At 71.3% G+C, this 22,447-nt stretch carries 27 protein-coding genes; 9 read left to right on the top strand and 18 right to left on the bottom strand.

Annotated elements, in window-relative coordinates:
- The first annotated feature begins 5 nt into the window (after positions 1-5).
- The gene (locus Dvina_RS06475) at positions 6-425 is read left to right on the top strand and encodes an ATP-binding protein (RefSeq protein ID WP_223101433.1); all 420 of its coding nucleotides are present in this window, start codon (positions 6-8) and stop codon (positions 423-425) included.
- Between the two features lie 13 nt (positions 426-438).
- Here the strand turns inward: Dvina_RS06475 and Dvina_RS06470 are convergent, their stop codons facing one another.
- Positions 439-1,140, bottom strand: a complete 702-nt coding sequence (locus Dvina_RS06470; RefSeq protein ID WP_246656070.1) for a FadR/GntR family transcriptional regulator — start codon at positions 1,138-1,140, stop codon at positions 439-441.
- A 137-nt stretch (positions 1,141-1,277) separates the two neighbouring features.
- On the bottom strand, positions 1,278-1,673 hold the full coding sequence (locus Dvina_RS54045; protein WP_246656069.1) for a hypothetical protein: 396 nt from the start codon (positions 1,671-1,673) through the stop codon (positions 1,278-1,280).
- A gap of 72 nt (positions 1,674-1,745) precedes the next feature.
- Here Dvina_RS54045 and Dvina_RS06465 point away from each other — a divergent pair, with 72 nt between their 5' ends.
- Together Dvina_RS06465 and Dvina_RS06460 are read left to right on the top strand one after the other, a co-directional pair.
- Entirely contained in the window at positions 1,746-2,684 is a 939-nt protein-coding gene (locus Dvina_RS06465; protein WP_223101431.1) for a diacylglycerol/lipid kinase family protein, read from the top strand.
- 381 nt (positions 2,685-3,065) lie between these two features.
- Positions 3,066-3,323: a WhiB family transcriptional regulator gene (locus Dvina_RS06460; protein WP_190257048.1), complete on the top strand. Its 258-nt coding sequence runs from the start codon at positions 3,066-3,068 to the stop codon at positions 3,321-3,323.
- Positions 3,324-3,408: 85 nt separating this feature from the next.
- On the opposite strand, the gene Dvina_RS06455 is transcribed toward Dvina_RS06460, so the two are convergent.
- The 6 genes from Dvina_RS06455 to Dvina_RS06430 form a co-directional block, all read right to left on the bottom strand.
- On the bottom strand, positions 3,409-3,723 hold the full coding sequence (locus Dvina_RS06455) for a TFIIB-type zinc ribbon-containing protein (protein WP_223101430.1): 315 nt from the start codon (positions 3,721-3,723) through the stop codon (positions 3,409-3,411).
- A 35-nt stretch (positions 3,724-3,758) separates the two neighbouring features.
- A complete protein-coding gene (locus Dvina_RS06450; RefSeq protein ID WP_223101429.1) occupies positions 3,759-4,478 on the bottom strand; it encodes a sirohydrochlorin chelatase in 720 nt (239 codons plus the stop codon).
- The gene (locus Dvina_RS06445; RefSeq protein WP_223101428.1) at positions 4,475-5,191 is read right to left on the bottom strand and encodes a phosphoadenylyl-sulfate reductase; all 717 of its coding nucleotides are present in this window, start codon (positions 5,189-5,191) and stop codon (positions 4,475-4,477) included. The genes Dvina_RS06450 and Dvina_RS06445 overlap by 4 nt, the downstream gene beginning before the upstream one ends.
- Positions 5,188-5,355, bottom strand: a complete 168-nt coding sequence (locus Dvina_RS06440) for a hypothetical protein (protein ID WP_223101427.1) — start codon at positions 5,353-5,355, stop codon at positions 5,188-5,190. Before Dvina_RS06440 ends, Dvina_RS06445 begins: the two co-directional genes overlap by 4 nt.
- Positions 5,352-7,037: a nitrite/sulfite reductase gene (locus Dvina_RS06435; RefSeq protein WP_223101426.1), complete on the bottom strand. Its 1,686-nt coding sequence runs from the start codon at positions 7,035-7,037 to the stop codon at positions 5,352-5,354. The genes Dvina_RS06440 and Dvina_RS06435 overlap by 4 nt, the downstream gene beginning before the upstream one ends.
- A 411-nt stretch (positions 7,038-7,448) precedes the next feature.
- Entirely contained in the window at positions 7,449-8,945 is a 1,497-nt protein-coding gene (locus Dvina_RS06430) for a sensor histidine kinase (protein WP_223101425.1), read from the bottom strand.
- 23 nt (positions 8,946-8,968) lie between these two features.
- Here Dvina_RS06430 and Dvina_RS06425 point away from each other — a divergent pair, with 23 nt between their 5' ends.
- Complete coding sequence (locus Dvina_RS06425) at positions 8,969-9,445, top strand: hypothetical protein (protein WP_223101424.1); 477 nt, start codon at positions 8,969-8,971, stop codon at positions 9,443-9,445.
- On the opposite strand, the gene Dvina_RS06420 is transcribed toward Dvina_RS06425, so the two are convergent.
- Together Dvina_RS06420 and Dvina_RS06415 are read right to left on the bottom strand one after the other, a co-directional pair.
- Positions 9,420-10,448 (bottom strand): SIS domain-containing protein, encoded by a 1,029-nt coding sequence (locus Dvina_RS06420; protein ID WP_223105365.1) that lies wholly within the window; start codon positions 10,446-10,448, stop codon positions 9,420-9,422. The genes Dvina_RS06425 and Dvina_RS06420 overlap by 26 nt on opposite strands.
- Before the next feature lie 126 nt (positions 10,449-10,574).
- Entirely contained in the window at positions 10,575-12,128 is a 1,554-nt protein-coding gene (locus tag Dvina_RS06415) for an MDR family MFS transporter (protein WP_223101423.1), read from the bottom strand.
- 98 nt (positions 12,129-12,226) lie between these two features.
- Here Dvina_RS06415 and Dvina_RS06410 point away from each other — a divergent pair, with 98 nt between their 5' ends.
- Positions 12,227-12,865 (top strand): TetR/AcrR family transcriptional regulator, encoded by a 639-nt coding sequence (locus tag Dvina_RS06410; RefSeq protein ID WP_223101422.1) that lies wholly within the window; start codon positions 12,227-12,229, stop codon positions 12,863-12,865.
- 201 nt (positions 12,866-13,066) lie between these two features.
- Here Dvina_RS06410 and Dvina_RS06405 read toward each other — a convergent pair whose 3' ends face one another.
- The 7 genes from Dvina_RS06405 to Dvina_RS06375 form a co-directional block, all read right to left on the bottom strand.
- The gene (locus Dvina_RS06405) at positions 13,067-13,555 is read right to left on the bottom strand and encodes a GNAT family N-acetyltransferase (protein ID WP_223101421.1); all 489 of its coding nucleotides are present in this window, start codon (positions 13,553-13,555) and stop codon (positions 13,067-13,069) included.
- 300 nt (positions 13,556-13,855) lie between these two features.
- Positions 13,856-14,071, bottom strand: coding sequence for a biotin/lipoyl-binding carrier protein (locus Dvina_RS06400; protein WP_223101420.1), 216 nt, complete (start codon positions 14,069-14,071; stop codon positions 13,856-13,858).
- Between the two features lie 248 nt (positions 14,072-14,319).
- Positions 14,320-14,604, bottom strand: coding sequence for a mycothiol system anti-sigma-R factor (gene rsrA / locus Dvina_RS06395; protein ID WP_223101419.1), 285 nt, complete (start codon positions 14,602-14,604; stop codon positions 14,320-14,322).
- A 6-nt stretch (positions 14,605-14,610) separates the two neighbouring features.
- A complete protein-coding gene (locus tag Dvina_RS06390) occupies positions 14,611-15,480 on the bottom strand; it encodes a sigma-70 family RNA polymerase sigma factor (RefSeq protein ID WP_271189081.1) in 870 nt (289 codons plus the stop codon).
- Between the two features lie 153 nt (positions 15,481-15,633).
- Positions 15,634-16,176, bottom strand: a complete 543-nt coding sequence (locus Dvina_RS06385; RefSeq protein WP_223101417.1) for an alpha/beta hydrolase family protein — start codon at positions 16,174-16,176, stop codon at positions 15,634-15,636.
- A gap of 83 nt (positions 16,177-16,259) precedes the next feature.
- Positions 16,260-16,694 (bottom strand): WhiB family transcriptional regulator, encoded by a 435-nt coding sequence (locus Dvina_RS06380; protein WP_223101416.1) that lies wholly within the window; start codon positions 16,692-16,694, stop codon positions 16,260-16,262.
- Positions 16,695-16,861: 167 nt separating this feature from the next.
- The gene (locus Dvina_RS06375) at positions 16,862-17,584 is read right to left on the bottom strand and encodes an SOS response-associated peptidase (protein ID WP_223101415.1); all 723 of its coding nucleotides are present in this window, start codon (positions 17,582-17,584) and stop codon (positions 16,862-16,864) included.
- A gap of 58 nt (positions 17,585-17,642) precedes the next feature.
- Here Dvina_RS06375 and Dvina_RS06370 point away from each other — a divergent pair, with 58 nt between their 5' ends.
- Positions 17,643-18,941, top strand: coding sequence for a 3-phosphoshikimate 1-carboxyvinyltransferase (locus Dvina_RS06370; protein ID WP_246656068.1), 1,299 nt, complete (start codon positions 17,643-17,645; stop codon positions 18,939-18,941).
- 7 nt (positions 18,942-18,948) lie between these two features.
- Positions 18,949-19,947 carry a ribosome small subunit-dependent GTPase A gene (rsgA, locus tag Dvina_RS06365; RefSeq protein WP_246656067.1) on the top strand — a complete coding sequence of 333 codons (999 nt, stop codon included), beginning with the start codon at positions 18,949-18,951 and terminating at the stop codon, positions 19,945-19,947.
- On the opposite strand, the gene Dvina_RS06360 is transcribed toward rsgA, so the two are convergent.
- A complete protein-coding gene (locus Dvina_RS06360) occupies positions 19,924-20,460 on the bottom strand; it encodes a DUF2087 domain-containing protein (RefSeq protein WP_246656066.1) in 537 nt (178 codons plus the stop codon). The two genes, rsgA and Dvina_RS06360, sit on opposite strands and share 24 nt — an antisense overlap.
- Before the next feature lie 52 nt (positions 20,461-20,512).
- Between Dvina_RS06360 and hisN the strand changes: the two genes are divergently transcribed.
- Together hisN and Dvina_RS06350 are read left to right on the top strand one after the other, a co-directional pair.
- The gene (gene hisN / locus Dvina_RS06355) at positions 20,513-21,331 is read left to right on the top strand and encodes a histidinol-phosphatase (protein ID WP_223101412.1); all 819 of its coding nucleotides are present in this window, start codon (positions 20,513-20,515) and stop codon (positions 21,329-21,331) included.
- Positions 21,332-21,413: 82 nt separating this feature from the next.
- The gene (locus Dvina_RS06350; RefSeq protein WP_223105363.1) at positions 21,414-22,289 is read left to right on the top strand and encodes a hypothetical protein; all 876 of its coding nucleotides are present in this window, start codon (positions 21,414-21,416) and stop codon (positions 22,287-22,289) included.
- Positions 22,290-22,447 lie beyond the last annotated feature (158 nt).

The raw sequence follows: 22,447 nt of genomic DNA, 5'->3' as shown, positions 1-22,447 counted from the left end.
CTCAGGTGGTTCCGAAGAGGTCCGGTTCCGACGGGGACGACGTGGTGCTGCTGGCCGTGCCGGCGTCGCCCGCATACCTCGGCGTCCTGCGCACGGCCACGGCCGGCCTGGCCGCGCGCCTGCAGTTCACCCTGGACGAGATCGAGGACCTGCGGATCGCGGTGGACGAGGCGTGCGCGATGCTGCTCGCCGTCGCCGCGGACACCCCGCAGCTGGGTGACACCGTGGAGCTGTCCTGCCGGTTCACCGTGACGAGCGACGCGCTGACGGTGTACACGACGGTGCCCCTCGGCTCCGCGGACGAGCGCCTGCCCGGGGGCGAGTCGTTCGCCTGGCAGGTGCTCAGCGCCCTCGCCGACGAGGTGTCGGCCACGGTGGACGCGCACCAGGCGGGCATCCGCCTGACGAAGCGGCGCCCGACCTGATCCGGCCGGCCGGTCAGACCCCGGCCACGACGTTCATGTGCTCGGCCGGGCGGATGTTGTCGATGTGCTGCCGGGCCAGCTCCATCGCCCGCGCCACGTCCTGCGCCCGGATCGCCCCGAGCAGCGCCCGGTGGTCGCGGTCGACGGCGTGCCAGAACGGCGGGCGGGCGGCCCGCTCGACGGCGTCGCGGTTGGCCAGGCTGTAGAGCGGGCGGACGACCAGGCTGAGCAGCGAGTTGCCGCTGGCCGCGGCGATCGTCAGATGGAACGCCGCGTGCGCCTCGATGCGCCGGGCCAGGTCGTCGTGCTCCGGGTCGAACATCGCCCGCTCGAGCTCGGCCAGGTGGTGGGCCTCGCGGCGGGCGGCGGCCAGGCCCGCGGCCGGCACCTCCAGCATCCGCCGGACCTCGAGGAAGTCGTCGCCGGTCACCGCGCCGCTGGCCAGCAGCAGGCCGACGCCGTCGGAGAGCGTCGCGCCGAGGGCGCTCGCGTCGGGCTCGGCGACGAAGCTGCCGCCGTTGACCCCGCGCATGGTGACGATCAGGTGCTGGCTGCTGAGCAGGCGCAGCGCCTCGCGGACGGTCGAGCGGCTCAGGCCCGACTGCTCACAGAGCTGCGGTTCGGTGGGCAGACGCTCCCCAGGGCGCAGCACACCCGACATGATGTCGTCGCGGATGCGCTCGGCTAGGACCTGATATGCGGGAGCGACCGTCACGACCACCGAGCGTAGAGCACCGAAACCGATTGCGGACCCGTCACACAGAGATAACGGACCATCTGTGCGACACGAAACGCTGTACCAGGTGCGCAGGCGATGTCCGCCCGGCGAGCGCCGGGAGCACCGCCGTCTATCTAACGAACACCGAGAGCGATGCGCGTCGAGGGCGCGAACAGGAGCACGGCGCCGATCAGGCCGAGGACGAAGAGGGGCGCGCCGAGGTACACCGACCCGGTCTGCATCATCGTGAGGCCGATCGGCATCTGCAGCATCGACACCACGATGCCCGGGCCCCGGGCCCATCGGCGCCGGCGCTGCAGCGCGAGCCCGACGCCCAGGAAGCACACGGTCATGAGCGCGAGGTACACCGTCACCGAGACGGCCCCCGGCACCGAGGCGGCGTCCGACGTGAGGTCCAGGTAGATCAGCCACAGCGTCACCGCGGCCAGGCCCGCGCCTTCCACCAGCAGCAGACGCACCGCCCAGCGCAGGGTCGCCGGGGTCCGCTCAGGGGCTTGCGACCCGCTCACCTGCGCATCCTTCCGTTCTCCGGTTGTGCGGGTCCCACCTTATCGCGCGCGGATGCGGGTACAGTGCTGCGCGTGCGAGCCCTCCTGGTGGTCAACCCGAACGCGACGACCACCACCGAACGCGGGCGGGACATCCTGGTGCGGGCTCTGCGCAGCCAGGTCGATCTCGATGTCGCCTACACCCAGCGCCGCGGTCACGCCTCCGACCTGGCCCGCGACGCGGCCCGCGAGGGCCTGGACCTCGTCGTCACGCTCGGCGGCGACGGCACCGTCAACGAGGCCGTCAACGGCTTGATGACCTTCGACGAGGGGCCCGCCGCGGACCGCGCCCACGAGCGCCCGGCCCTCGCCGTCGTGCCGGGCGGCTCCACCAACGTGTTCGCCCGGGCGCTCGGACTGCCCAGCGACTGGGCCGAGGGGACCGGCGCCATCCTCGAGGCGCTGCGGGACCGCCGCGAGCGGCTGATCGGGCTCGGCCGCGCCGATGACCGCTATTTCACCTTTTGTGCGGGGCTGGGCCTGGACGCGGAGGTCGTGCGCCGGGTCGATCAGTTCCGGCACAAGGGTTCGACGTCCACTCCCCTGCTCTATCTGCGCGCATTCTCGGCGCAGTTCGCCGTCACCAATCGGCGCGTGCCGCTACTCACGATCCAGTTACCGGGCGAACCGGCCACGACCGGGCTAACGTGGATGCTGGTACAGAACACGGCACCGTGGACGTACATCGGTGAGCGGCCGGTCAATCCGAATCCGCGCGCCTCGTTCGACACGGGCCTCGATGCGCTCGGGCTCCGGGAGTTGCCGGTGGCCGGCACGGCGCGCACCGTGTCGCAGCTGCTGTCCGCCCGCCGGGAGCCGAAAGGAAAGCAGGTCCTGCGCCTGCACGATCTGCCGGGTTTCACGCTGACCGCCGCCAAACCGATCGCCTATCAGGTCGACGGGGAGTACCTCGGCGAGGTCGACAAGTTGGATTTCGCGTCCGTGCCGGGGGCGTTACGCGTAGTGTGTTGAGTCACCCCCGGCGATCAACCACCGAAGGGGGAGAAAGTTGCAGAGAGTCGCGACAGAGACACCGCGACCGCATCTCCGAAAGCCCTCCGGTCGTTGACCAAGCCGTACTACATTGGTCACTGACTGTTGCGATCCAGGGTCACCAGCCGCCATAAAATCGGACAAACAGTGCGTGAGCTTGCTCACCGACTTGGATTTTTTTGGTTTGGACCCCTTGACATCGCGGTAGTTCGTGAAAGCATTCACAAGCGAAACGACCACTGAGCGTTGCCCGCACACATGTTTCGGATCTTCAGGCTCCGCCTAGCCGAACCGTTACATGAGATGCATAACGGGAATCATTAACAACGATCCGCGAAAAGAACAAGGAGTGTTGCCGCCATGTCGGACTGGCGCCACCATGCCCTCTGCCGCGACGAGGACCCGGAGCTGTTCTTCCCCATTGGGACTTCCGGCCCGGCGTTGCTGCAGGTTGAGCAGGCGAAGGCGGTCTGCCAGCGCTGCTCCGTGACCTCCGAGTGCCTCCAGTGGGCGCTCGACTCCGGTCAGGATGCAGGCGTCTGGGGCGGAATGAGCGAAGACGAGCGTCGCCTCATGAAGCGTCGCGGCGGCCTCCGGGTCCGCGCTCACTCTGCCTGAGCCTTAATCACACATACGCATCTAGACGACGAACGCCCCGGCCGACAGGCCGGGGCGTTGTTGTTTGCCGACGGACGACTCGCCGTCAGTCGAAGAGCTCGCCGAAGAAGCTTTCACGGTGATGCCGCTTGTGCTTCTTGTGGTGACCGTAATGACCGTAACCGCCATATCCGCCGTGCTGCGCCGGGTACGGTTGCTGATAGGGCTGCTGCGGATAGGGCTGCTGCGGGTGGCCACCGTGTGACGTCTGCCGGCCCTGCCAGGCCTGCTCGGCGTCGATCAGCCGCTCCAGCTCACCGCGGTCGAGAAAGATTCCACGGCATTCGAGGCACTGGTCGACGGTGACACCGCTGCGCTCGAACTGGCGCATCTCGCCGCGGCACTTGGGGCATGTCATCATCCGTCAACGGTAACCGCAACGTGCCACTAGACGGTCTAGGCGGCCCGTGCGGGCCCGAACGCGTCGATTCGGGCCAGGACCAGCCGGGCGACGTCCACGTGGGCGCAGAGCGGCGCTGCGACCGGTTCGAGCGCGCCGGCCTGCACCGCCGAGGCGACCACGATGTCGTGCAGCTTGCCGGGGGCCAGGAAGTAGGACGAGACAGCGATCCGCCGGCACCCCTGGGCCCGCAGCGCGGCCACGGCGACCGCGCCGGTGATCGGTGAGGCCGACGCATAGGCCGCGGCGCACGGCACGGCCAGGGTCGCCCCCAGCGCGGCGGCCGCCTCGTCCACGGAGTGCCGGGCCGTGTCGTCGCGAGTGCCGGCGGCGGCCAGCACCACCCCGTCGTAGTCGACCGGCGGCAGCAGCCGGCGCAGCGCCGAGAGCAGCAGCGCGGGCGCGCCGGCCCCGAGCACCTCGGTGGCGGTGATGTCCAGGTCGGTGTCGGCTCGCGCCTGGTCGAGGGCAGCCGGCAAATCGAACCGGCCGTGGTAGGCGTTGGTCAGCAGCAGCGGCACGACCGTCGCCGCGCGGTGCCCGAGCGCGGCGAACGAAGCCAGCTGCTCGCCCGGGCGCGGCCCGGCGTGGTCGAGGAACGCGCAGCGCACGTCCAGGCCGGGACGCTGCGCCGCGACCGCCCGCGCCAGCGCCCGGGTGGCCGCGGCGGCCCGCGGGTCCGAAGACCCGTGGGCCACCAGGAGGACCGCGGTCATCCGGACGTGTGCAGCCCGCACTCGGTCTTGTCGAACGCGGCCCAGCGGCCGGAGCGCGGGTCGCCGCCCGGAGGCGTCCGCCGGGTGCACGGCCAGCAGCCGACCGAGGCGTACCCCTGCCGCATGAGCGCGTTCACCGGCACGTTGTAGCGGGAGATGTACTTGTCCACGTCGGCCTGCGTCCACAGCACCAGCGGCGAGACCTTGAACTTGCCGCGGGCCCGCTCGAAGCCGACGACCGGGGTGTTGGCCCGGCTCGGGGACTCGTCCCGGCGCAGGCCGGCGGCCCACGCGTCGTAGTCCTGCAGGGCCCGCTCCAGCGGCTCGACCTTGCGCAGGAAGCAGCACTCGTCGGGCTCGCGGGCGTACAGCCGCGGCCCGAACTCGGCGTCCTGCTCGGCGACCGTCTGCCGGGGCCGGATCGAGCGCACGGTCACGGGCAGCGTGCGCTGGACGACGTCGCGCACCCGCAGCGTCTCGGCGAAGTGCAGGCCGGTGTCGAGGAAGATGACGGGCACGCCCGGCACGACCTTCGACACGACGTGTGCGAGCACGGCGTCGGCAAACGAGCTTGTCACACAGAACCGCTCGCCGAACTGGCCGGCGGCCCACTCGACGATCTTCTCGGCCGACTGGCCTTCGAGCTGCGCCGACGCGGCTCGAGCCAGTTCGATGGATTCTTGTGCGGTTCGGGCAACGGTCGTGCTGCTCATCGCTTCGCCTCCAAAGCGTTCGCCGCCAGTCCCAGGAATTTCAGTGAGAAGACGCGGGCGCAGCTGCGGCATTCCCATGCGCCGTGCGCGTCCTCGTGTGGCCGGAGGTCCTCTTCGCCGCAGTACGGGCAGTGCAGCGGCGCCATCCGCTCGCCGCCGCTCATCGCAGCTCCTCCTCGGGAGCGCGCATCACCCAGCGGGCGAAGGACTCGCCGGACTCGCGCCCGGCCAGGTAGTGATTGGTGATCCGCTCGACGTAGTCGGGCAGGTCCGCGGCGGTCGTCTTGAGGCCGCGCAGCTTCCGGCCGAAGCCGGCCGTCTGCCCCGCGGCCATTCCGAGCCCGCCACCGAGGTGGATCTGGAAGCCCTCGACCATGTCGCCGCTCTCGTCGCGCACGAGCATGCCCTTGAGCCCGATGTCCGCGACCTGCGTGCGGGCGCAGGCGTTCGGGCAGCCGTTGAGGTGGATCGAGATGTCGGCGTCGAGGTGGGCGACCGTCTTCTCGAGGTGCGCGATGAGGTCGGCGGCGCGGGCCTTGGTCTCGACGATCGCGAGCTTGCAGAACTCGATGCCGGTGCACGCCATCGTGCTGCGGCGCCAGGCCGACGGCCGCGCCTCCAGCCCGATCTTCTGCAGCCCCTCCACCAGCGACTCGGTCCGGTCCTGCTCGACATCCAGGATCAGGATCTTCTGGTACGGCGTCAGGCGGATCCGCGCCGAGCCGTGCGCCTCGGCCAGGTCGGCCACGCCCGCGAGCTGCGTGCCGGAGCTGCGCCCGGCGATCGGGGCGGCGCCCACGTAGTAACGGCCGTCCCACTGCTTGTGGACACCCACGTGGTCCACCGGCTTCTCCGGCAGCTCGGGGGCCGGGCCGTCGATGAGGGGGCGGCCGAGGTACTCGTTCTGCAGGATCTGGCGGAACTGGTCAACGCCCCAGTCGGCGACCAGGAACTTGAGCCGGGCCCGGGCGCGCAGCCGGCGGTAGCCGTAGTCACGGAAGACCCGGATGACGCCGTGCCACACCTCGGGCACCTCGTGCAGCGGGACCCAGACGCCGAGGCGCTGCGCGAGCATCGGGTTCGTCGACAGCCCGCCGCCGACCCAGAGGTCGAAGCCGGGGCCGTGCTCCGGGTGGATGACGCCGACGAACGAGACGTCGTTGGCCTCGTACGGCGTGTCGGCCAGCCAGGAGATGGAGGTCTTGAACTTGCGCGGCAGGTTGGAGAGCTCCGGGTCGCCGACGAAGCGCTGGTTGATCTCGGTGATCGCCTCCGTCGGGTCGATCACCTCGCTCTCGGCCACGCCGGCGATCGGGCTGCCGAGGATGACGCGCGGGGTGTCGCCACACGCCTCGGTGGTCGACAGGCCGACCGCCTCGAGCTCCTGCCAGATCGTCGGGACGTTCTCGATCTCGATCCAGTGCAGCTGGATGTTCTGCCGGTCGGTGACGTCCGCGGTGTCGCGGGCGAAGCGCTGGGCGATCGAGGCGATCGTGCGCAGCTGCTCGAGGGAGAGCTGGCCGCCGTCGCTGCGGATGCGCAGCATGAAGTAGCGGTCGTCGAGCTCCTCCGGCTCGAGCACGGCGGTGCGCCCGCCGTCGATGCCGGGGCGGCGCTGGGTGTAGAGCCCGAACCAGCGGAACCGGCCACGCAGGTCGGCGGGGTCGATCGAGTCGAAGCCGCCGCGGGCGTAGATGTTCTCGATGCGGGCCCGCACGTTGAGCGGGTTGTCGTCCTTCTTGCTGCGCTCATTCGGGTTGAGCGGCTCGCGGTGCCCCAGGGCCCACTGCCCCTCACCACGCGGGCGACCGTTCGCACCGCGTCCGCGGACAGCGTTCACCGACATGTCGGCGTCCTCTCAAGATTGAGAGCACGCAACCTTGCGCCGGTCGCTCCCGGCCCCTCGGGAAGGGTCCCTCAGGAGCTGGAAACGAATGACGTCGATGTCATCAGATGTTCCGGCGCGAAGTCGCGCACCCGGGAAAAGTTCGGCGGGCGGCGTTCAGCAAGCCGGACACATGGCGCTGCGCACGCGACCGTAGTCGACGTGTCGGCGGCTGACGAGCCGCAGAGAAGCAGCGTGCATAGGCCATAGTCTTCCACGCAGAGCGGTCCTTACGCCACGTCCGCGTGAGGGTTCTCTCAACGCGATTTGACAAACGCGTAACCGGAATAACACTCAGGCGATAGGAATTAAGGGTCACTGTTGCGCGCTGTCGCGCCGCGTGACCCGATCCCGTCCCACACTCCGGTTGGTTTACCGCTTGGCCAGCGGTACCACCATGACCGCCTCGGTGCCGCCCCCGGCCCGCCGCCGCAGCTCGATCGTGCCGCGCAGCTCCCCCGTCGCCAGGGTCCGCACGATCTGCAGCCCGAGCCGCTCGCTGCTGTCCAGATCGAAGCCCTCCGGCAGCCCGCAGCCGTTGTCGGCCACGGTGACGTGCAGCTGCTTGCGGAACCGGTGGACCGAGACGACGACCTCGGGCGCGTCCGGGGCGACCGGCTCGAAGGCGTGCTCGACGGCATTCTGCAGCAGCTCGTTGAGGACCATGACGAGCGGGGTGGCGATCTCGGCCTGGAGCACCCCGAAGTCGCCCTCGCGGCGCACGGCGACGCTGAACCCGGCCGCGCCGACCTCGACGGCGGCCGCGGCGACCCGGTCGACGATCCCGTCGAACTCCACCGCCTCGTCGGAGACCTCCGACGACATGGACAGCGTCTCGTGCACCAGGGCGATCGACGCCACTCGCCGTACCGACTCCTCCAGCGCATGCCGGGCGGCCGGGACCCCGACCCGCCGGGCCTGCAGCCGCAGCAGCGCGGCCACGGTCTGCAGGTTGTTCTTGACCCGGTGGTGGATCTCGCGGATGGTGGCGTCCTTGGTCATCAGCTGCCGGTCCCGCCGCCGGACCTCGGTGATGTCCCGGACCAGCACCAGCGCCCCGATGGGCACGCCGGCCGGCATCAGCGGCAGCGCCCGCATGAGCACCGTCGCGCCCCGGGCCTCCAGCTCCTTGCGGGCCGGGGCCTCCCCGTGCAGCGCCTGCTGGATGCGGTCGGTCGCGTCGGCCCCCTCCAGGGGGTCGTCGACGAGCCGGCCCGTGGTCTCGGCCAGGCTCTCGCCCACCAGGTGGGCGGCGAGCCCCAGCCGCCGGTACGCCGACTGCGCGTTGGGGCTGGCGTATGTCACCTTCCCGCTGGCGTCGAGGCGGACCAGCCCGTCACCGATCCGCGGGGCGCTCGTCGTCTCACCCGGGTGCCGCGGCGGCGGCCAGCTGCCGTCGGCGATCATCTGGGCCAGGTCGTCGGCCGTGGTGAGGTAGTTGAGCTCCAGCTGGGCCGGGGTGCGGGCGGTGCTCAGGTTGGTGTCCCGGCCGACCACGGCGATGACCTTGGCCTGGCCCGGGCGGCGGACCGGGATCGCCTCGTGCCGGGCGGGCATGTCGCCGTACCAGACCGGGTCGCCCTCCCGCCAGATCCGCCCCTGCTGGCGCACGATGGCCAGGTGGGCCACCTCGGGCCCGCCGGCGATCCGGCCGACCTGGTCGTCCTGGTAGGCGGTGCCGGCCGTCGTGGGGCGCACCTGGGCCACGCAGATGTACTCGCCGCGCACCTCGATCGGCACCCACATGAGCAGGTCGGCGAAGCTGAGGTCGGACACGATCTGCCAGTCACCGGCGAGCCGGTGCAGGTGCTCGATGTCATCGGGCTCGAGGCTCGTGTGTTCCTCGACGAGGTCGCGCAGGGTGGACACGCCGTTAAGACTAAGGTTGCCGGGTGCGGCGTTTGGCGGTTCCCCTGCTCCTGAGTTCGTTGCCGGTCTTTGCGCTGGTCTCCTCGCTGGGTGGTTGCGGCTGGGCGAGCCGCCACGACGAGACCGCGAAGCCCGACGGTTTCCTGCTGCACGGGTACGTCAGCGTGCCCGGCGCGTCCGCGGGAGTGACAGGCACCGCCTGTCTGGCCCCGCCGTCCGCCCCGGACATCCACGAGGGCGGCAACGTGCGCATCGCCGACGACCAGGGCCGCACGATCGCCGCGGCCACGCTCGCCGGCGGCGTGCTGGCTTCGGACGGCACCGGGTTCGACTGCAACTTCGCCTTCGAGCTGCGCAACGCGTCCGGGGGCCGGGCGGCCTACCAGATCTCGGTCGGCGGCCGCCCGGCGCTGACGTTCACGACCAAGGAGCTGGCCGAGGGCAAGCCCGCGGTCGTCCCGGTGACCGACGCGGTCAGAGCGTCGACGTCACCTTCTTGAGGCCGCGGGGGGCGTCCGGGTCTTCGCCGCGCAGCAGCGCCAGGGAGAGCGCCAGGCGCTGGAGCGGCAGGATGTCCAGCAGCGGGGCGTAGCGCTCGTCGACGTCCGGGGTGCGGACCCAGCCGGAGGCGCCCTCGACCGCGGCCGGGCCGAACACGACAGTGTCCGCGCGGCGCTCGCCGAGGCGGGCGACCACGTCGCGCATCGACTGCCCGGCCGGGCCGCTGCCGACGACGGCCAGCACCGGGACGTCCGGGTCGGCCATGGCCAGGGGGCCGTGCAGCAGATCGGCGCCGGAGAACGCCAGACCGGCCAGGTAGCAGGTCTCCATGAGCTTGAGCGCCGTCTCGCGGGCGGTCGGGTAGGCGTAGCCGCGGCCGGTGGTGACCAGGCGGTCGGCGAAGCGGTACCGCGCGGCGAGGTCGACAACGGTGTCGTCGGCCAGCACGGACGCGGCGTGGCCCGGCAGCTCGCGCAGCGCGGCCAGCTCGCCGGCCGGCAGGGTGCCGCCGCCGCGGACGCTCTCGACGAGCATGAGCAGGGCCAGGAGCTCCGCGGTGTACGTCTTCGTGGCCGCCACCGCCACCTCGTGCCCGGCCGCCACGTCGATGTGCAGCTCGGCCGCCCGGGCCAGCGGGCTCTCGGCGTTGTTGGTCACGGCCAGGGTGTGCGCACCCTGCTCGCGTGCGACCCGCAGCACCTCGTGCAGGTCGGGCGAGCCGCCGCTCTGGCTGACGCCGACGACGAGCGTGTCGCGCAGGTCGGGGCGGGCGCCGTACACGGTCACCGCCGACGGGCTGGCCAGGCCCACGGGGAGGCCGAGGCGGATCTCGGTGAGGTAGGCCGCATACAGGGCCGCGTGGTCGGACGTGCCGCGCGCGGTGAACACCACGCTGCGCGGCTTCCACTCGACGATCCTGGCGGCAACCTCGGCGATCTGGGCGGCGCGCTCGTCGAGCAGGCGAGCGAACACCTCCGGCTGTTCGGCGATGTCGGCTTTCATCCCAGCGCCGGTCATGATCCCCATCCCTTTCAACTGCGCAATCGGTGCGCGTAACTGCTCACAGCATGGCAGTTTCGCGCACCGATTGCCAGTTTCGGGGAAACTTTGCGCAGTTCGTGCGCGAAACTAGCCTTCCTGCGCAACCAGCGTGTTCTCGGCGGGCTGCTCGGCCGCCGGCGGGCCGCCGCGCAGGGCCACCTCCTTGATGAAGAAGGCGAGGACCGGCACCAGAGCAGCCGCGGCGACCGACCACAGGAACACGCCGGAGGTCGCGCCGGCGATCGCGTCGACCACCGCGGTGCGCACCGGCGCCGGCAGCTGCGCCAGGGTCGTCGGGTCGATCCGGGCACCCCCGCCGCTGCCGCTGGTGAGCCGGCCCGCGGCGGCGGTGCCGAGGCGCTCACCGAGCAGCGCGTGCAGCCGGTGGTTGAAGATCGCCCCGAAGGCCGCGACACCGAACGCGCCGCCGATGGACCGGGCGAACGTGGCGGTGCTGCTGGCCACGCCGAGGTCCTTGATCTCGACACTGTTCTGCGCGATGAGCATCGTGGTCTGCATCAGGAAGCCCATGCCCAGGCCCAGCACCGCCATGTAGGCGCCCGAGGCGAGCTTGGAGGTGTGCGCGTCGAGCTGGGCCAGCAGCAGCATCCCGCCGACCATGACGACGCCGCCGATGACCGGGAACATGCGGTAGCGCCCGGTCTTCGTGATCGCCCGGCCGACCACCAGCGAGGTGAGCAGCAGCCCGGCCATCATCGGCAGCAGGAGCAGGCCGGAGTTGGTCGCCGAGGCGCCCTGGACGATCTGCTGGTACAGCGGCAGGAAGGTGATCGCGCCGAACATCGCGAAGCCCACGAGGAAGCCGACGAGCGCCACGAGCGTGAAGTTGCGGTTCTTGAAGATCGAGAGCGGGACGATCGGCTCGGGGTGGCGCCGCTCGACGAACACGAAGCCGGCGAGCGTCAGGACGGCGGCGACCGCGAGCCCCCGGATCTCGGCGGAGCTCCACGGGTACTGTGTGCCGCCCCAGGTCGTGATGAGCACCAGCGCCGTCACACCTATCGAGAGCAGAGCCGCCCCCAGCCAGTCGATCCGGTGCTCGGTGCGCCGCTTGGGCAGGTGCAGCCGCAGCGCCAGCAGGGCCAGCGCCAGCCCGCCGAGCGGCAGGTTCACGAAGAACGCCCAGCGCCAGTCCGCGTGGTCGGTGATGAAGCCGCCGACGAGCGGCCCGGCGACCATCGCCACGGCCATGACGGCGGCGAACTGCCCCTGGTACTTGCCCCGCTCCCGCGGCGGCACCAGCTCACCGAGGACCGACATCGCCCCGACCATCAGACCGCCGGCGCCGAGCCCCTGGAATGCCCGGAACCCGATGAGCTCGGGCATGTTCTGCGCGAACCCGCACAGCGCCGAGCCGATCAGGAACAGCACGATCGAGGTCATGAAGACGGTCTTGCGGCCGTAGAGGTCGCCGAGCTTGCCCCAGAGCGGGGTGGAGACCGTCGTGCCGAGCACGTAGGCGGTGACCACCCACGAGAGGTGATCCACGCCGCCGAGGTCGCCGACGATGCGGGGCATCGCGGTACCCACGATCACGTTGTCGAGCATGGCCAGCAGCATGGCCATGAGCAGCCCGGGAAGGACGACCTTCAGCTGGCTGCGGTCTGACGTTTCGGACATTTCTCGTTGCCCCCGAACTTACCTGTCGACCGGCTAGTTTTGCTTACTAGCCGCACGGTAAGCTGATTACTAGCCGATCGTCAAGTAGGATGGTTGCGATGGAGCCAAAGGTCGTACGCGGACGAAACCGCATCGGGTCCGGCGAGTCCGCGGGAGCGGACGCCCGCGCCGAGATCCAGCGGGTCGCGCTGGACCTGTTCATCGAGGAGGGGTACGACAAGACGTCGCTGCGCGAGATCGCCGACAAGCTGGGCGTGACGAAGGCGGCGCTGTACTACCACTTCCCCACCAAGGACGACATCGTCTCCAGCCTCATCGAACGCCGCATCGAGGCCGTCGACGAACTCCTGGAGTGGGCCGCCAACCAGCCGCGCGACACGGGGACGAGGATGAAGTTCCTGGAGCGCTACTCGGTGCTGCACAACGAGTTCGCGCACGAGAACGTGATCCGCTTCTTCGAGCGCAACCAGACGCTCGTCAACACCCTGGCCGCCGGCAAGCGCATGCGCGAGCAGATGGGCCGGGTCGTCGAGTTCCTGACCGACCCGGACGAGCCCCTGGCCCAGCAACTGCGCCGGACGATGGCGCTGTTCTCGATCCACGCGAGCTGGTTCATGCTGCGCGAACGCCCCGGCACTGCGGACGAGCGCCGGGCGGCCGCTTTGGAGGTGGCGTTGGAGCTGCTGACAAGCGCCGACGACCACGCCGCGGGCGACCCGTCACCCAGGGCGCACTGAGCGCGCCCCGCCTTCGCCCGCCACGACGTACCGCTTTGCTGTTGACCGATTTATCCGTTTAAGTTTCCAAAATCCGGACAAATCGCATTTTATCCGATCAGCTGGCGTAGGCTGAGGCCCGACGGTCGGCGCGTCCAGGCGCGTCCAGGCGCGTCCAGGCGCGTCCAGGCGCGTCCAGGCTCGCGGCCGCCCGGGGGTGGGTCAAAGCCGAAGGCGAAGCCCAAGCAAGTTGACCCTCGGCGCCGGCGACCAGTCGAGCGAGGCGTCCCGCTCGAACCCAAGCCGCTCATATAGCGCAAAAGCCCCCGAATTGGTATGCCGGACCCCGATCACCACCGCCCGGCAGCCGAGCCCGACCGCCCGCTCGACACACGCCTGCACCAGCGCCTGAGCTACCCCTCGCCGCTGAGCCGCGGGATCGACAGCCAGGGTCCGGAACTCCGCCTCGCCATCCCGCGCGACCTCGGCGTACTCGCCACCGGCCAGCGTGAACGCCACCGCCCCCACCAGCACCCCGCCGTCCTCGGCGACCAGGATGTCCGCGGCCGCGGCCCGGCCGGCGACATCGGCGAGCACCGTGGCGTATTCGGGCGACACCTGCAGCTGCCCGTCGGCCCGATACGCCTCAACGGTGATCCGGGCGACGTCGTCATAGTCAGCGGCCGTGATCAACCGGACCTGCAGCGCCACCCGGCCTCCAACCTCGTCGAACCATGAGCCACTACCGAAGCGCCGACCCACCGAAGCGGCGACCCACCGAAGCGGCGAGGACCGACAGAGCAGCAAGGGCCGACAGTGCCGTCACGCCCGGCCCGAAGTCGCGGGCCGAGCGCAGAGGCCGGTCAGCGCCATGGGCCGCCGCGTTGCGTCACCGCCGTGGCGCCCGGTCGGGATCTGATCGGCTCGGCGTCCCGAGTGGCGGGCAACGCCGCGCCCGGGCGGGTGGGCGAACGCCGGTCCGCTCACCACCACCCGATGTGGACCGCCCCCTCAGCCGATGACGGCGATGAGGTCGCCCTCCTGGACTACGTCGCCCTCGTTGACGGCGATCTGGCTGACCGTGCCGTCCGACTCCGCGGTCACCGGGATCTCCATCTTCATGGACTCCAGGATCACCAGGGTGTCTCCCTCGGCGACCTCGGCTCCGACCTCGGTCGTGATCTTCCAGACGTTGGCGACCATCTCGGCGCGGATCTCGTCGGACATTCCGGGCTCCCTCGTGGCTGCATCGTTGCGTTCGCAGCATATCCGCGGGAGCGGCGGGTCGGAGTCCTACGCCTCCACCTCAGCGGGTGCGAGAGAGGGCGTGGAGCCGGCGGTCGCGCGCTGTTCCAAACCTTATCCTAGCCCGCCCATCCAAATGGGACGATCTTACGCTCCCCACAGCGACGCGAGCATCACCCTACGTTATCCCGCGTCATCCTACGCCGGGCGAGCCGGCGGCCGGCGGCGTGCTAGTCCGTGCGCAGCTCGCGCGAGTCGGCGTTCAGGACCAGCTCCGACAGCTTCGCGCGCAGGCGGTTCTTGAGGTCGGCGGGGGCCAGCTCGGAGCCGCAGCAGCGGGCCACCAGAGCTTTCACCTCCTGCTCGATGCCGAACTCGCGCAGGCACGGCGAGCACTCGTCGAGGTGGTCGCGGATCAGGGTGCGGCGGTCGTCCGCGCACTCCAGGTCCAGGTAGAGGTACACCTCGGCAAGCACGTCGCTGCAGTCGGTCTCGTGCGGGTCTCCACAGCTCATCGGATTTCAGACCTCGCTCGGCTCAGCGGACGGGTTGCGGGTGAAGCCCCGGTCCGCGGCATACGTCTCCAGCTGCTTGCGCAGGTTGCGCCGTCCGCGGTGCAGACGGGACATCACGGTGCCGATCGGCGTGTTCATGATGTCGGCGATCTCCTTGTACGAGAAGCCCTCGACGTCGGCGAGGTAGACCGCGAGGCGGAACTCCTCGGGCAGCGACTGCAGGGCCTCCTTGACGTCGGAGTCCGGCAGGCGGTCGAGGGCCTCGGTCTCGGCCGAGCGCAGGCCGCTCGACGTGTGCGACTCCGCCTCGGCGAGCTGCCAGTCGGTGATCTCCTCGGTCGGCGCCTGGATCGGCTGGCGCTGCCGGCGGCGGTACGAGTTGATGTACGTGTTCGTCAGGATGCGGTACAGCCACGCCTTGAGGTTGGTGCCCGTCTCGAACTGGTGGAACGCCGCGTACGCCTTCAGGAACGTCTCCTGCACGAGGTCCTCGGCGTCGGACGGGTTGCGCGTCATGCGCAGCGCGGCGGCGTACAGCTGGTCGATGAAGGGCAGCGCGTCATGCTCGAACCGGACCCGCTGCTGCTCCGCGCTCTCGCTGCTGACCACTCGTGCGACCCCCACCCTGGAGCGTCCCCGCGCTTCGCGCGAGACACGTCCGGTCGAGGATACGCCGAGTTGCTGAGCGAGATCGGTGTTAGTGGCGCCCGTCAATTGTTCGCGGGCGATCGGCTGCCACGCCGAGTCGGGCTCCGCGTCGGTCTTGGCCGGCCACTCGGGGCTGAACAGGAGCTCGCGAATCCTCAGGTCGTCACGCTCAAGTGTTGCCACGCTCTGGGTTTCCCTCCGCCGTCGGCGCCATCGTGAGCGCCGCACGGTCGGTGTAACGCCGGGGGGTGTCCCGTCATTCCGGCCTGCCCCGGCGACCGGTCCACTTTGGGACCGGACCGGCCGCCGGAACAGGAAGGGCCTGGGAGTTGTGGCAGTGTGACCCGATGCACTCGGTCACATCGCCACCAACGACCGAGCCTAGAGACCGGTGACGAACTCCAGGGCCGCCTCCGCCACCCCTGCGGGGCGTTTGGAGAGCGCATGGGTCTCCCCTACAAGCTTTTTCACGTGTACCGCCTCAGACTCCCGCGGCACCCCGAAGGCATCCCGGTCGCCGTTGACGACGAGAGTGGGCACGCCGGTCAGCAGCTCGTCGGCCCGGGACCGGTCGGGCTTGCCGGGCGGGTGCAGCGGGAAGGCGAGGGCCAGGACCCGGTCGGCCCCGGCCGCGACGGCGGTCCGGCAGGCGACCCGGGCACCGCTTGAGCGGCCGCCGACGACGAGCGCGGTGAAGGCGAGGTTCTTGCGCAGCCGGGCGACGACGGCCAGCCACGCGGCGTCGAGCTGCACGGCTGGTGCGGGGGCCCGGCGGCCGGCCACCCGGTAGGGCTGGGTGACGAGCGCGACGGCGATCCCGCGGGGCAGGACGGCGGCCCGCACGGCCTGCAGGTCGGGCGCGTCGACGTCACCGCCGGCGCCGTGGCCGAGCATGAGCAGCGTCCCGCCGAAGTTGTCGGGCACCTCGAGCTGGTAGCGCGCGGGCCCGAAGGGTGTGGCGACCGAGCGGCCGCCGCCCGTCCGGGGACGGGCGGCGGCCTTCGCTGCTACTGCACCCCCGCCCCGACCGGGTCGGGGCGCTCCTGTCGCTGCAACGGCAGGATCGGTAGGCACGCGACCGCGCCGAACCGTGGGTCGCTCTGTCCGGGTATCCCCGTCGGCCCCTGCCCCTCGCTGCGCCATGCGACGAGCATCGCACGCCGCTCACGCGGTGTTGTGGCTCCCCACACACCGTGGCAGTCACCGACGTCGAGCGCCCACGCGAGGCAGGCTCCCTGGACATCGCATGTACGGCACAGGGCCACCGCGGCGTCCGCCGGCTCCGTCGGAGCCGGGAAGAACGTCTCTGGGTCCACTGTCTGGCACGCGCCGCGGATACGCCAGGCTCCGTCGCCCTGCTGCTCCTTGACGGCTCGAAGCAGTCGCGGGTCTCGTTTCGCGGCTGCAACTTCGTGAGGGCGTGGCATCCTCGCCCGGGTCATACACCCACCTCCCCCGTGGGTCAAACGAACGCAAAGTGGATAGATGTCGGGATGCCCCCATCCGACATAGACCCACCGGCGCTGTGTTGTATCGCACCAGCGCCGGCAAATTCAAGAGTGTTCCGCCAATTTGCAAAAGCTTCTCGATTTTTATCTGGACTTTCAGCCTAAAAAAGGGTCAGATCGATCGGCTCGACATCGACGGAACGCAGCGCGGGCGCCGGAACTTTCGCGACCAAGTCAGGGCCGTCGTTGCGTACATCACCGACGCGAGCGCCTACGGGGCGTAGTTCGAGCCGTGCGACATGCGACGATGGCGTCGGTAACAGGAGGCTGGCGTCCGGTTCGGCGGACAGCCACGCGTCCCATCGCTGCGCCGGCAACAGCAACGGCATGCGGTCGTGGATGAGCGCCAGGTCATCGACGGCCGGCGTGGTGATGATGCTGCACGTGAGCAGCCGGGCGTCGCCTTTGCCCCACACGGTCCACAGGCCCGCGAATACGCACGGCTCGCTGTCGCCGAGCGTCATGAAGTACGGCTGCTTCGTTTTTCCGTCTTCTCCGCGGACCCACTCGTACCAGCCGTCGGCCGGCACCAGGCATCGACGCTTGGCGAATGATTGAGCGAACGCGTTCGAGGACGTGACGGTTTCCACCCGGGCGTTGATCATGCGGGCCCCGACCTTCGGGTCCTTCGCCCACGACGGCACGAGGCCCCAGCGGGCGGATTCGAGCACCCGGCCGCCGCCCGACTGCGAGACCCGCACCACCGGCGCGGGGTCCGTCGGCGCCACGTTGTAGTCGGGCTCCAGCCCGTCCGTCTCGTCGGCCGCCTCGAACAGGGCGCTGAGGTCGACGTTGCTGCGCGAGGTCGCGTATCGGCCACACATGGGCCAAGCCTAAAGCCCCGCGCTCGCTCCGTATCGATGTGGACCTCACACTGAGCGCGTGGATACGCACTTACCGTGGCCCGCCCCGAGCACCGCCGGCCCGCTCGACGCGAGCCTGCGCCTGCCGGGCTCCAAGTCGATGACGGCCCGGGCGCTGGTGCTGGGCGCGGTCTCGACCGGCTCCACCACGCTGCGCGGGCCGCTGCGGGCCCGGGACACCGAGCTGATGGCGGCCGGCCTGCGCGCGATGGGCTGCCACGTGTCGACCGCCGACGACAACCTGTGGCTGCTGCGGCCGCGCCCGCTGGCCGGGCCGGCCCGCGTCGACGTCGGCCTGGCCGGCACGGTGCTGCGCTTCCTGCCGGCGGTCGCGGGCCTGGCCACCGGCGCTGTCGCGTTCGACGGGCAGCCCGCCGCCCGGCGCCGGCCGATGGCCCCGCTGATCGGCGCGCTGCGGACCCTCGGCGCGCGGATCGACGCCGACAACGGGCTGCCGTTCACCGTCCACGGCCACGGGCGCATCGACGGCGGGCCGGTGACGATCGACGCCTCCACCTCCAGCCAGCTCGTCTCCGGGCTGCTGCTGTCGGCGGCCGGCTACGACCGCGGGGTGGTGGTCCGCCACGTCGGCCCCCCGGTCCGCAAGCCGCACCTGGCCCTGACCGTGCAGATGCTGCGGGCGGCCGGCGCCGGCATCGACGACACCCGCCCGGACGTGTGGGCGGTCGAGCCCGGCCGGCTCAAGGGCCGCGCGTGGGCGATCGAGCCGGACCTGGCCTGCGCCGCGCCCTTCCTGGCCGCCGCCCTCGTCGCCGGCGGCACGGTGACGGTCCAGGGCTGGCCGGTCGCGACCGGGCAGCCGACCCGGCACCTGCTGGACGTGCTGCGCCAGCTGGGTGGCGAGCCAATGGTGACCTCGGGCGGCCTGGTGGTGCGCGGCCCGGGGACGGTGCGCGGGATCACCGCCGACCTCACCGGACTGGCCGACGTGACGGCGGTGCTGGCCGCCGTGGCCGCCCTGGCCGGCTCGCCGTCGCGGCTGCGCAGCCCGGAGCCGCCCGAGCACCTGGCCCGGCTGGCGGCGGCGCTTACCGCCCTGGGTGCCGACATCACTCTTGAGGGTGGGGTACTGCACATCCGCCCCCGGCCCCTGAGGGGCGCGACGCTGCGCACGCACGGCGATCGGCGCCTCGCGCACGCCGGTGCGGTGCTGGGGCTGGCCGTTCCGGGACTCCGTCTGGACGATGTGGCATGTACCGCGAAGACGCTGCCCGACTTCCCCCGGCTATGGTCGACGATGGTGTCGAGCTACGAGGGAGGGTCGGCTGAGTCGCAAGCGCGAGTACGACGAGGATGACGTCCGGGTGCGCCCGAGCCGGTCCTCGCGCCCTCGCACGCGCCAGCGCCCGAAGCACGACGACGCCGTCGAGGGGCTCGTCGTGGCCGTCGACCGGGGGCGGTACACCTGCCACGTCTCGGAGACGGACGCGACGGTGACCGCCATGCGGGCCCGCGAGCTGGGCCGGCGCGGTGTCGTGGTCGGCGACCACGTCCAGATCGTCGGCGACGTGAGCGGCCGCCCCGACACCCTCGCCCGCATCGTGCGCATCGACGAGCGCACGTCCGTGCTGATGCGTACCGCCGACGACGAGGAGGGCGGCACCGAGGGCCGCTTCGAGCGCGTGGTGGTGGCCAACGCCGAGCAGCTCGTCATCGTCAACTCGCTGCAGGACCCGCCGCCGCGGACCGGGTTCATCGACAGGTGCCTGGTCGCGGCGTACGACGCCGAGATCGACCCGCTGCTGTGCCTGACCAAGGGCGACCTGGCGACGCCGGACGCCGTGCTCGACTACTACGCCGAGCTCGACCTGCCATATGTGCTGTGCTACCCCGACCGGCCGCTCGACACCCTCGTCGCCGAGCTCGCCGGCCGGGTCTCGGTGATGATCGGGCACTCCGGGGTCGGCAAGTCCACGCTCGTCAACCGGCTGGTGCCCGGTACCGACCGCGCGGTGGGCTCGGTCAGCGCGATCGGCAAGGGCCGGCACACGTCGACGAGTGCGCTGGCGCTGCGGCTGCCGGGCGAGGCGGGGGCGGCGCCGGGCTGGATCATCGACACGCCCGGCATTCGCTCCTTCGGCCTGGCCCACGTGTCGGCCGACAGCCTGCTGCACGGCTTCCCCGACCTCGTGGAGGCGTCGACGCGCTGTCCACCCAACTGCGACCACACGGGCACGGCCGGCGACTGCGGGCTGGACAAGCTGGTGGCCGAGGGCGGCGCCGACGCGCGCCGGCTGGCCTCGTTCCGCCGGCTGCTGGCCTCCAAGGAGGGGACGCCGTCAGACGACGACGGGGCCGCCTGAGCGCCAGTACACGTTGCTGTCCCGGGAGAGCAGGCCGGCGTCCACGAGGTAGCGCCGCAGCGCCGCATGGTCGTCGTGCCAGGCCCGCAGGATCGCGTCGATCTCGCGCTCGGGGTAGCGGACCCCGGGCTCGAACGACGACACGATGTGCTCGAGCACGACCAGGCGCTTGGCCTGGGCGGCCGGGATCTGGGCCAGCCGGCCGTCGGTGATGAACGTGCGCAGGATGAGGTCGCGCTGCCGGTCCGGGTCCAGCTGCGGCTGGGGCCCGGCCGGGGTGGCGGACGCGCGCACCGCCTCCTTGAAGGTGCCGGCCGATGCGGCGAGCGCGCCGTCGGCGACGGTGAGCAGACCGCCCTGCTGCAGCCGCCGGATCGCCGGCTCGACGACGCGGGCGGGCAGGCCGGTGGCCGACTCGACGGCGCTGGGCGTGCTCGCGCCCAGGACAACCGCCGCGAACACCTGAAGGCGGTCGGACTCGGCGAGCAGACCGCAGAGGGCTGTGGGCGTCACAAACGGCGACAGTACTGCCAGAAGGTGGCGATCGTCGGCTAAGTTTCCGCGCATGGCTCGCTACGCGGACGATCTGGCCCTCGCTCATCTTCTCGCCGACACCGCGGACGCGATCGCCGTGCCGCGCTTCCGTGCCCAGGATCTCCACGTCTCCGAGAAGCCCGACCTCACGCCGGTGACCGATGCGGACACCGCGGTGGAAAAGGCGCTGCGGGCCACCCTCGGCCGGGCCCGCCCGCGCGACGGCGTGCTCGGCGAGGAGTACGGCGCGACCGAGGCCGCCGCGGGCCCCGGAAGCCGCCAGTGGGTCATCGACCCGATCGACGGCACCAAGAACTTCGTGCGCGGGGTGCCGATCTGGGCCACCCTCATCGCGCTCATGGAGGGCGACCAGCCGGTCGTCGGCCTGGTCTCGGCGCCGGCCCTCGGGCGGCGCTGGTGGGGTGCGGTCGGCCACGGGGCGTACGCCGGGCGGCACACCGCCGCCGCGACGCCGATCCGGGTGTCGAGCGTGAACCGGCTCGCCGACGCGTCGTTCTGCTACTCCTCGCTCGGCGGCTGGGAGGAGGCCGGGCGGCTGGGCGCGATCCTGGACATCAGCCGACGGACGTGGCGGCAGCGGGCGTACGGGGACTTCTACGGGTACATGCTGCTGGCCGAGGGCGCCGTGGACATCATGGTGGAGCCGGAGCTGTCGCTGTGGGACCTGGCCGCGCTGGTGCCGATCGTCACCGAGGCCGGCGGCACGTTCACCGACCTGCAGGGCACGCCGGGGCCGGGCGGCGGCAGCGCCGTGGCCACGAACGGCCTGCTCCACGAGGACGTGCTCACCCGTTTGGGCAGTACCCGACTGTCCGGATTGTCCGGCTGAACCCAAAGGTCCGTATGCCCAGCACCCGCGCGGGGTCTATCCTGCCCGGGTGGCATCTTGGAGTTGGCTCTTCCTCGGGGCGATGATCGCCGCCTATGGCGTGGCCAACCTGCTGCAGTCCGTAGCCGCCGCCCGCACCGACCTGCACCACGGCTTCCAGCCGATGCTGCTGCTGCGCCTGGGCCGGCACAAGTCCTACCTGGTCGGCGTGGCCTGCCAGTGCGCCGGGTTCGCGCTCGCCTTCTTCGCCCGCCGCGACCTGCCCCTCTTCCTCGTCCAGTCGGCGATGGCGGCCGGCTTGGGCGTGACGACGATCCTGGGCGTGCTCATCCTCAAGTGGAAGCTGCCGCGGGCCGAGGTCGCCCTGCTGCTGGCCCTGATCGTGGGTATCGCCGCCCTGGTCGTGGCGGCCAAGCCGGCACCGTCGCGCCAGCTCGGCACCGGCGGCGTGATCGGCCTGGTGGCGGTCCTCGGCGCGCTGGCCGTGCTGGGCTTCTTCGCGGGCCGGCTGCGCGGGTCGCCCGGCTCGGTCGTGCTGGGCTCCCTGTCCGGGGTGGCCTTCGGTGCCGCCGCCGTCGCCTCCCGCCCGCTGGCCTCGGCCGACTCGTTCGGCCAGTTCGCCACCGACCCGCTGTCGTACCTGCTGATCGCCCACTCGCTCGTCGGCCAGCTGCTGCTCGGCCTGGCCATGCAGCGCGGCTCGACGACGGCCGCGGTGGCCGCCATGGACGCCGCCGGGGCGGTGCCGGCAGCGCTGGTGGGGCTGGTGTTCCTCGGCGACGGCGTGTGGCCGGGCCGCGAGTGGCTGGTGGCCGTCGGCTTCGTCGTGACCCTGGCCGGCGTGATCGGGCTGAGCCTCTACGCCGAGCCGCAGCACCACCACGAGACCGGGCCCGAGCCGAAACACGCCGCGCCGGGCCTCACGCTGAGCGCGGCCCGGCGGCCCGCTCGCCGCTGAACACTGTGGCTGTCTGCGTGATATGTCGGCTGCTGCGCACCCCACAGTACGCGCTGTGATGATGCGAATACGGGACGTCCTCCGATTGGGGGAACCCTTCGGCAACTCGGCCGACCCTAGACGCACCCGGTTCCCACTTCAGACTCCCGCCGCCTGAC

The organism is Dactylosporangium vinaceum, assembly GCF_019904175.1.
Lineage (GTDB): Bacteria > Actinomycetota > Actinomycetes > Mycobacteriales > Micromonosporaceae > Dactylosporangium > Dactylosporangium vinaceum.
Note: the sequence above shows the minus strand (reverse complement) of the source record. Positions and strands in the feature narration are given on the sequence as shown.

Bases quoted from the DNA above. Each gene is read 5' to 3' on its own strand.
- Dvina_RS06375 (WP_223101415.1), bottom strand. From the start codon at position 17,584: ATGTGTGGCCGATACGCGACCTCGCGCAGCAACGTCGACCTCAGCGCC.
- hisN (WP_223101412.1), top strand. From the start codon at position 20,513: ATGGCTCGCTACGCGGACGATCTGGCCCTCGCTCATCTTCTCGCCGAC.
- Dvina_RS06435 (WP_223101426.1), bottom strand. From the start codon at position 7,037: ATGTCGGTGAACGCTGTCCGCGGACGCGGTGCGAACGGTCGCCCGCGT.
- Dvina_RS06450 (WP_223101429.1), bottom strand. From the start codon at position 4,478: ATGACCGCGGTCCTCCTGGTGGCCCACGGGTCTTCGGACCCGCGGGCC.
- Dvina_RS06410 (WP_223101422.1), top strand. From the start codon at position 12,227: ATGGAGCCAAAGGTCGTACGCGGACGAAACCGCATCGGGTCCGGCGAG.
- Dvina_RS06420 (WP_223105365.1), bottom strand. From the start codon at position 10,448: ATGAAAGCCGACATCGCCGAACAGCCGGAGGTGTTCGCTCGCCTGCTC.
- Dvina_RS06350 (WP_223105363.1), top strand. From the start codon at position 21,414: ATGATCGCCGCCTATGGCGTGGCCAACCTGCTGCAGTCCGTAGCCGCC.
- Dvina_RS06445 (WP_223101428.1), bottom strand. From the start codon at position 5,191: ATGAGCAGCACGACCGTTGCCCGAACCGCACAAGAATCCATCGAACTG.
- Dvina_RS06460 (WP_190257048.1), top strand. From the start codon at position 3,066: ATGTCGGACTGGCGCCACCATGCCCTCTGCCGCGACGAGGACCCGGAG.
- Dvina_RS06415 (WP_223101423.1), bottom strand. From the start codon at position 12,128: ATGTCCGAAACGTCAGACCGCAGCCAGCTGAAGGTCGTCCTTCCCGGG.
- Dvina_RS06440 (WP_223101427.1), bottom strand. From the start codon at position 5,355: ATGAGCGGCGGCGAGCGGATGGCGCCGCTGCACTGCCCGTACTGCGGC.
- Dvina_RS06400 (WP_223101420.1), bottom strand. From the start codon at position 14,071: ATGTCCGACGAGATCCGCGCCGAGATGGTCGCCAACGTCTGGAAGATC.
- Dvina_RS06380 (WP_223101416.1), bottom strand. From the start codon at position 16,694: ATGACCCGGGCGAGGATGCCACGCCCTCACGAAGTTGCAGCCGCGAAA.
- rsrA (WP_223101419.1), bottom strand. From the start codon at position 14,604: ATGAGCTGTGGAGACCCGCACGAGACCGACTGCAGCGACGTGCTTGCC.
- Dvina_RS06455 (WP_223101430.1), bottom strand. From the start codon at position 3,723: ATGATGACATGCCCCAAGTGCCGCGGCGAGATGCGCCAGTTCGAGCGC.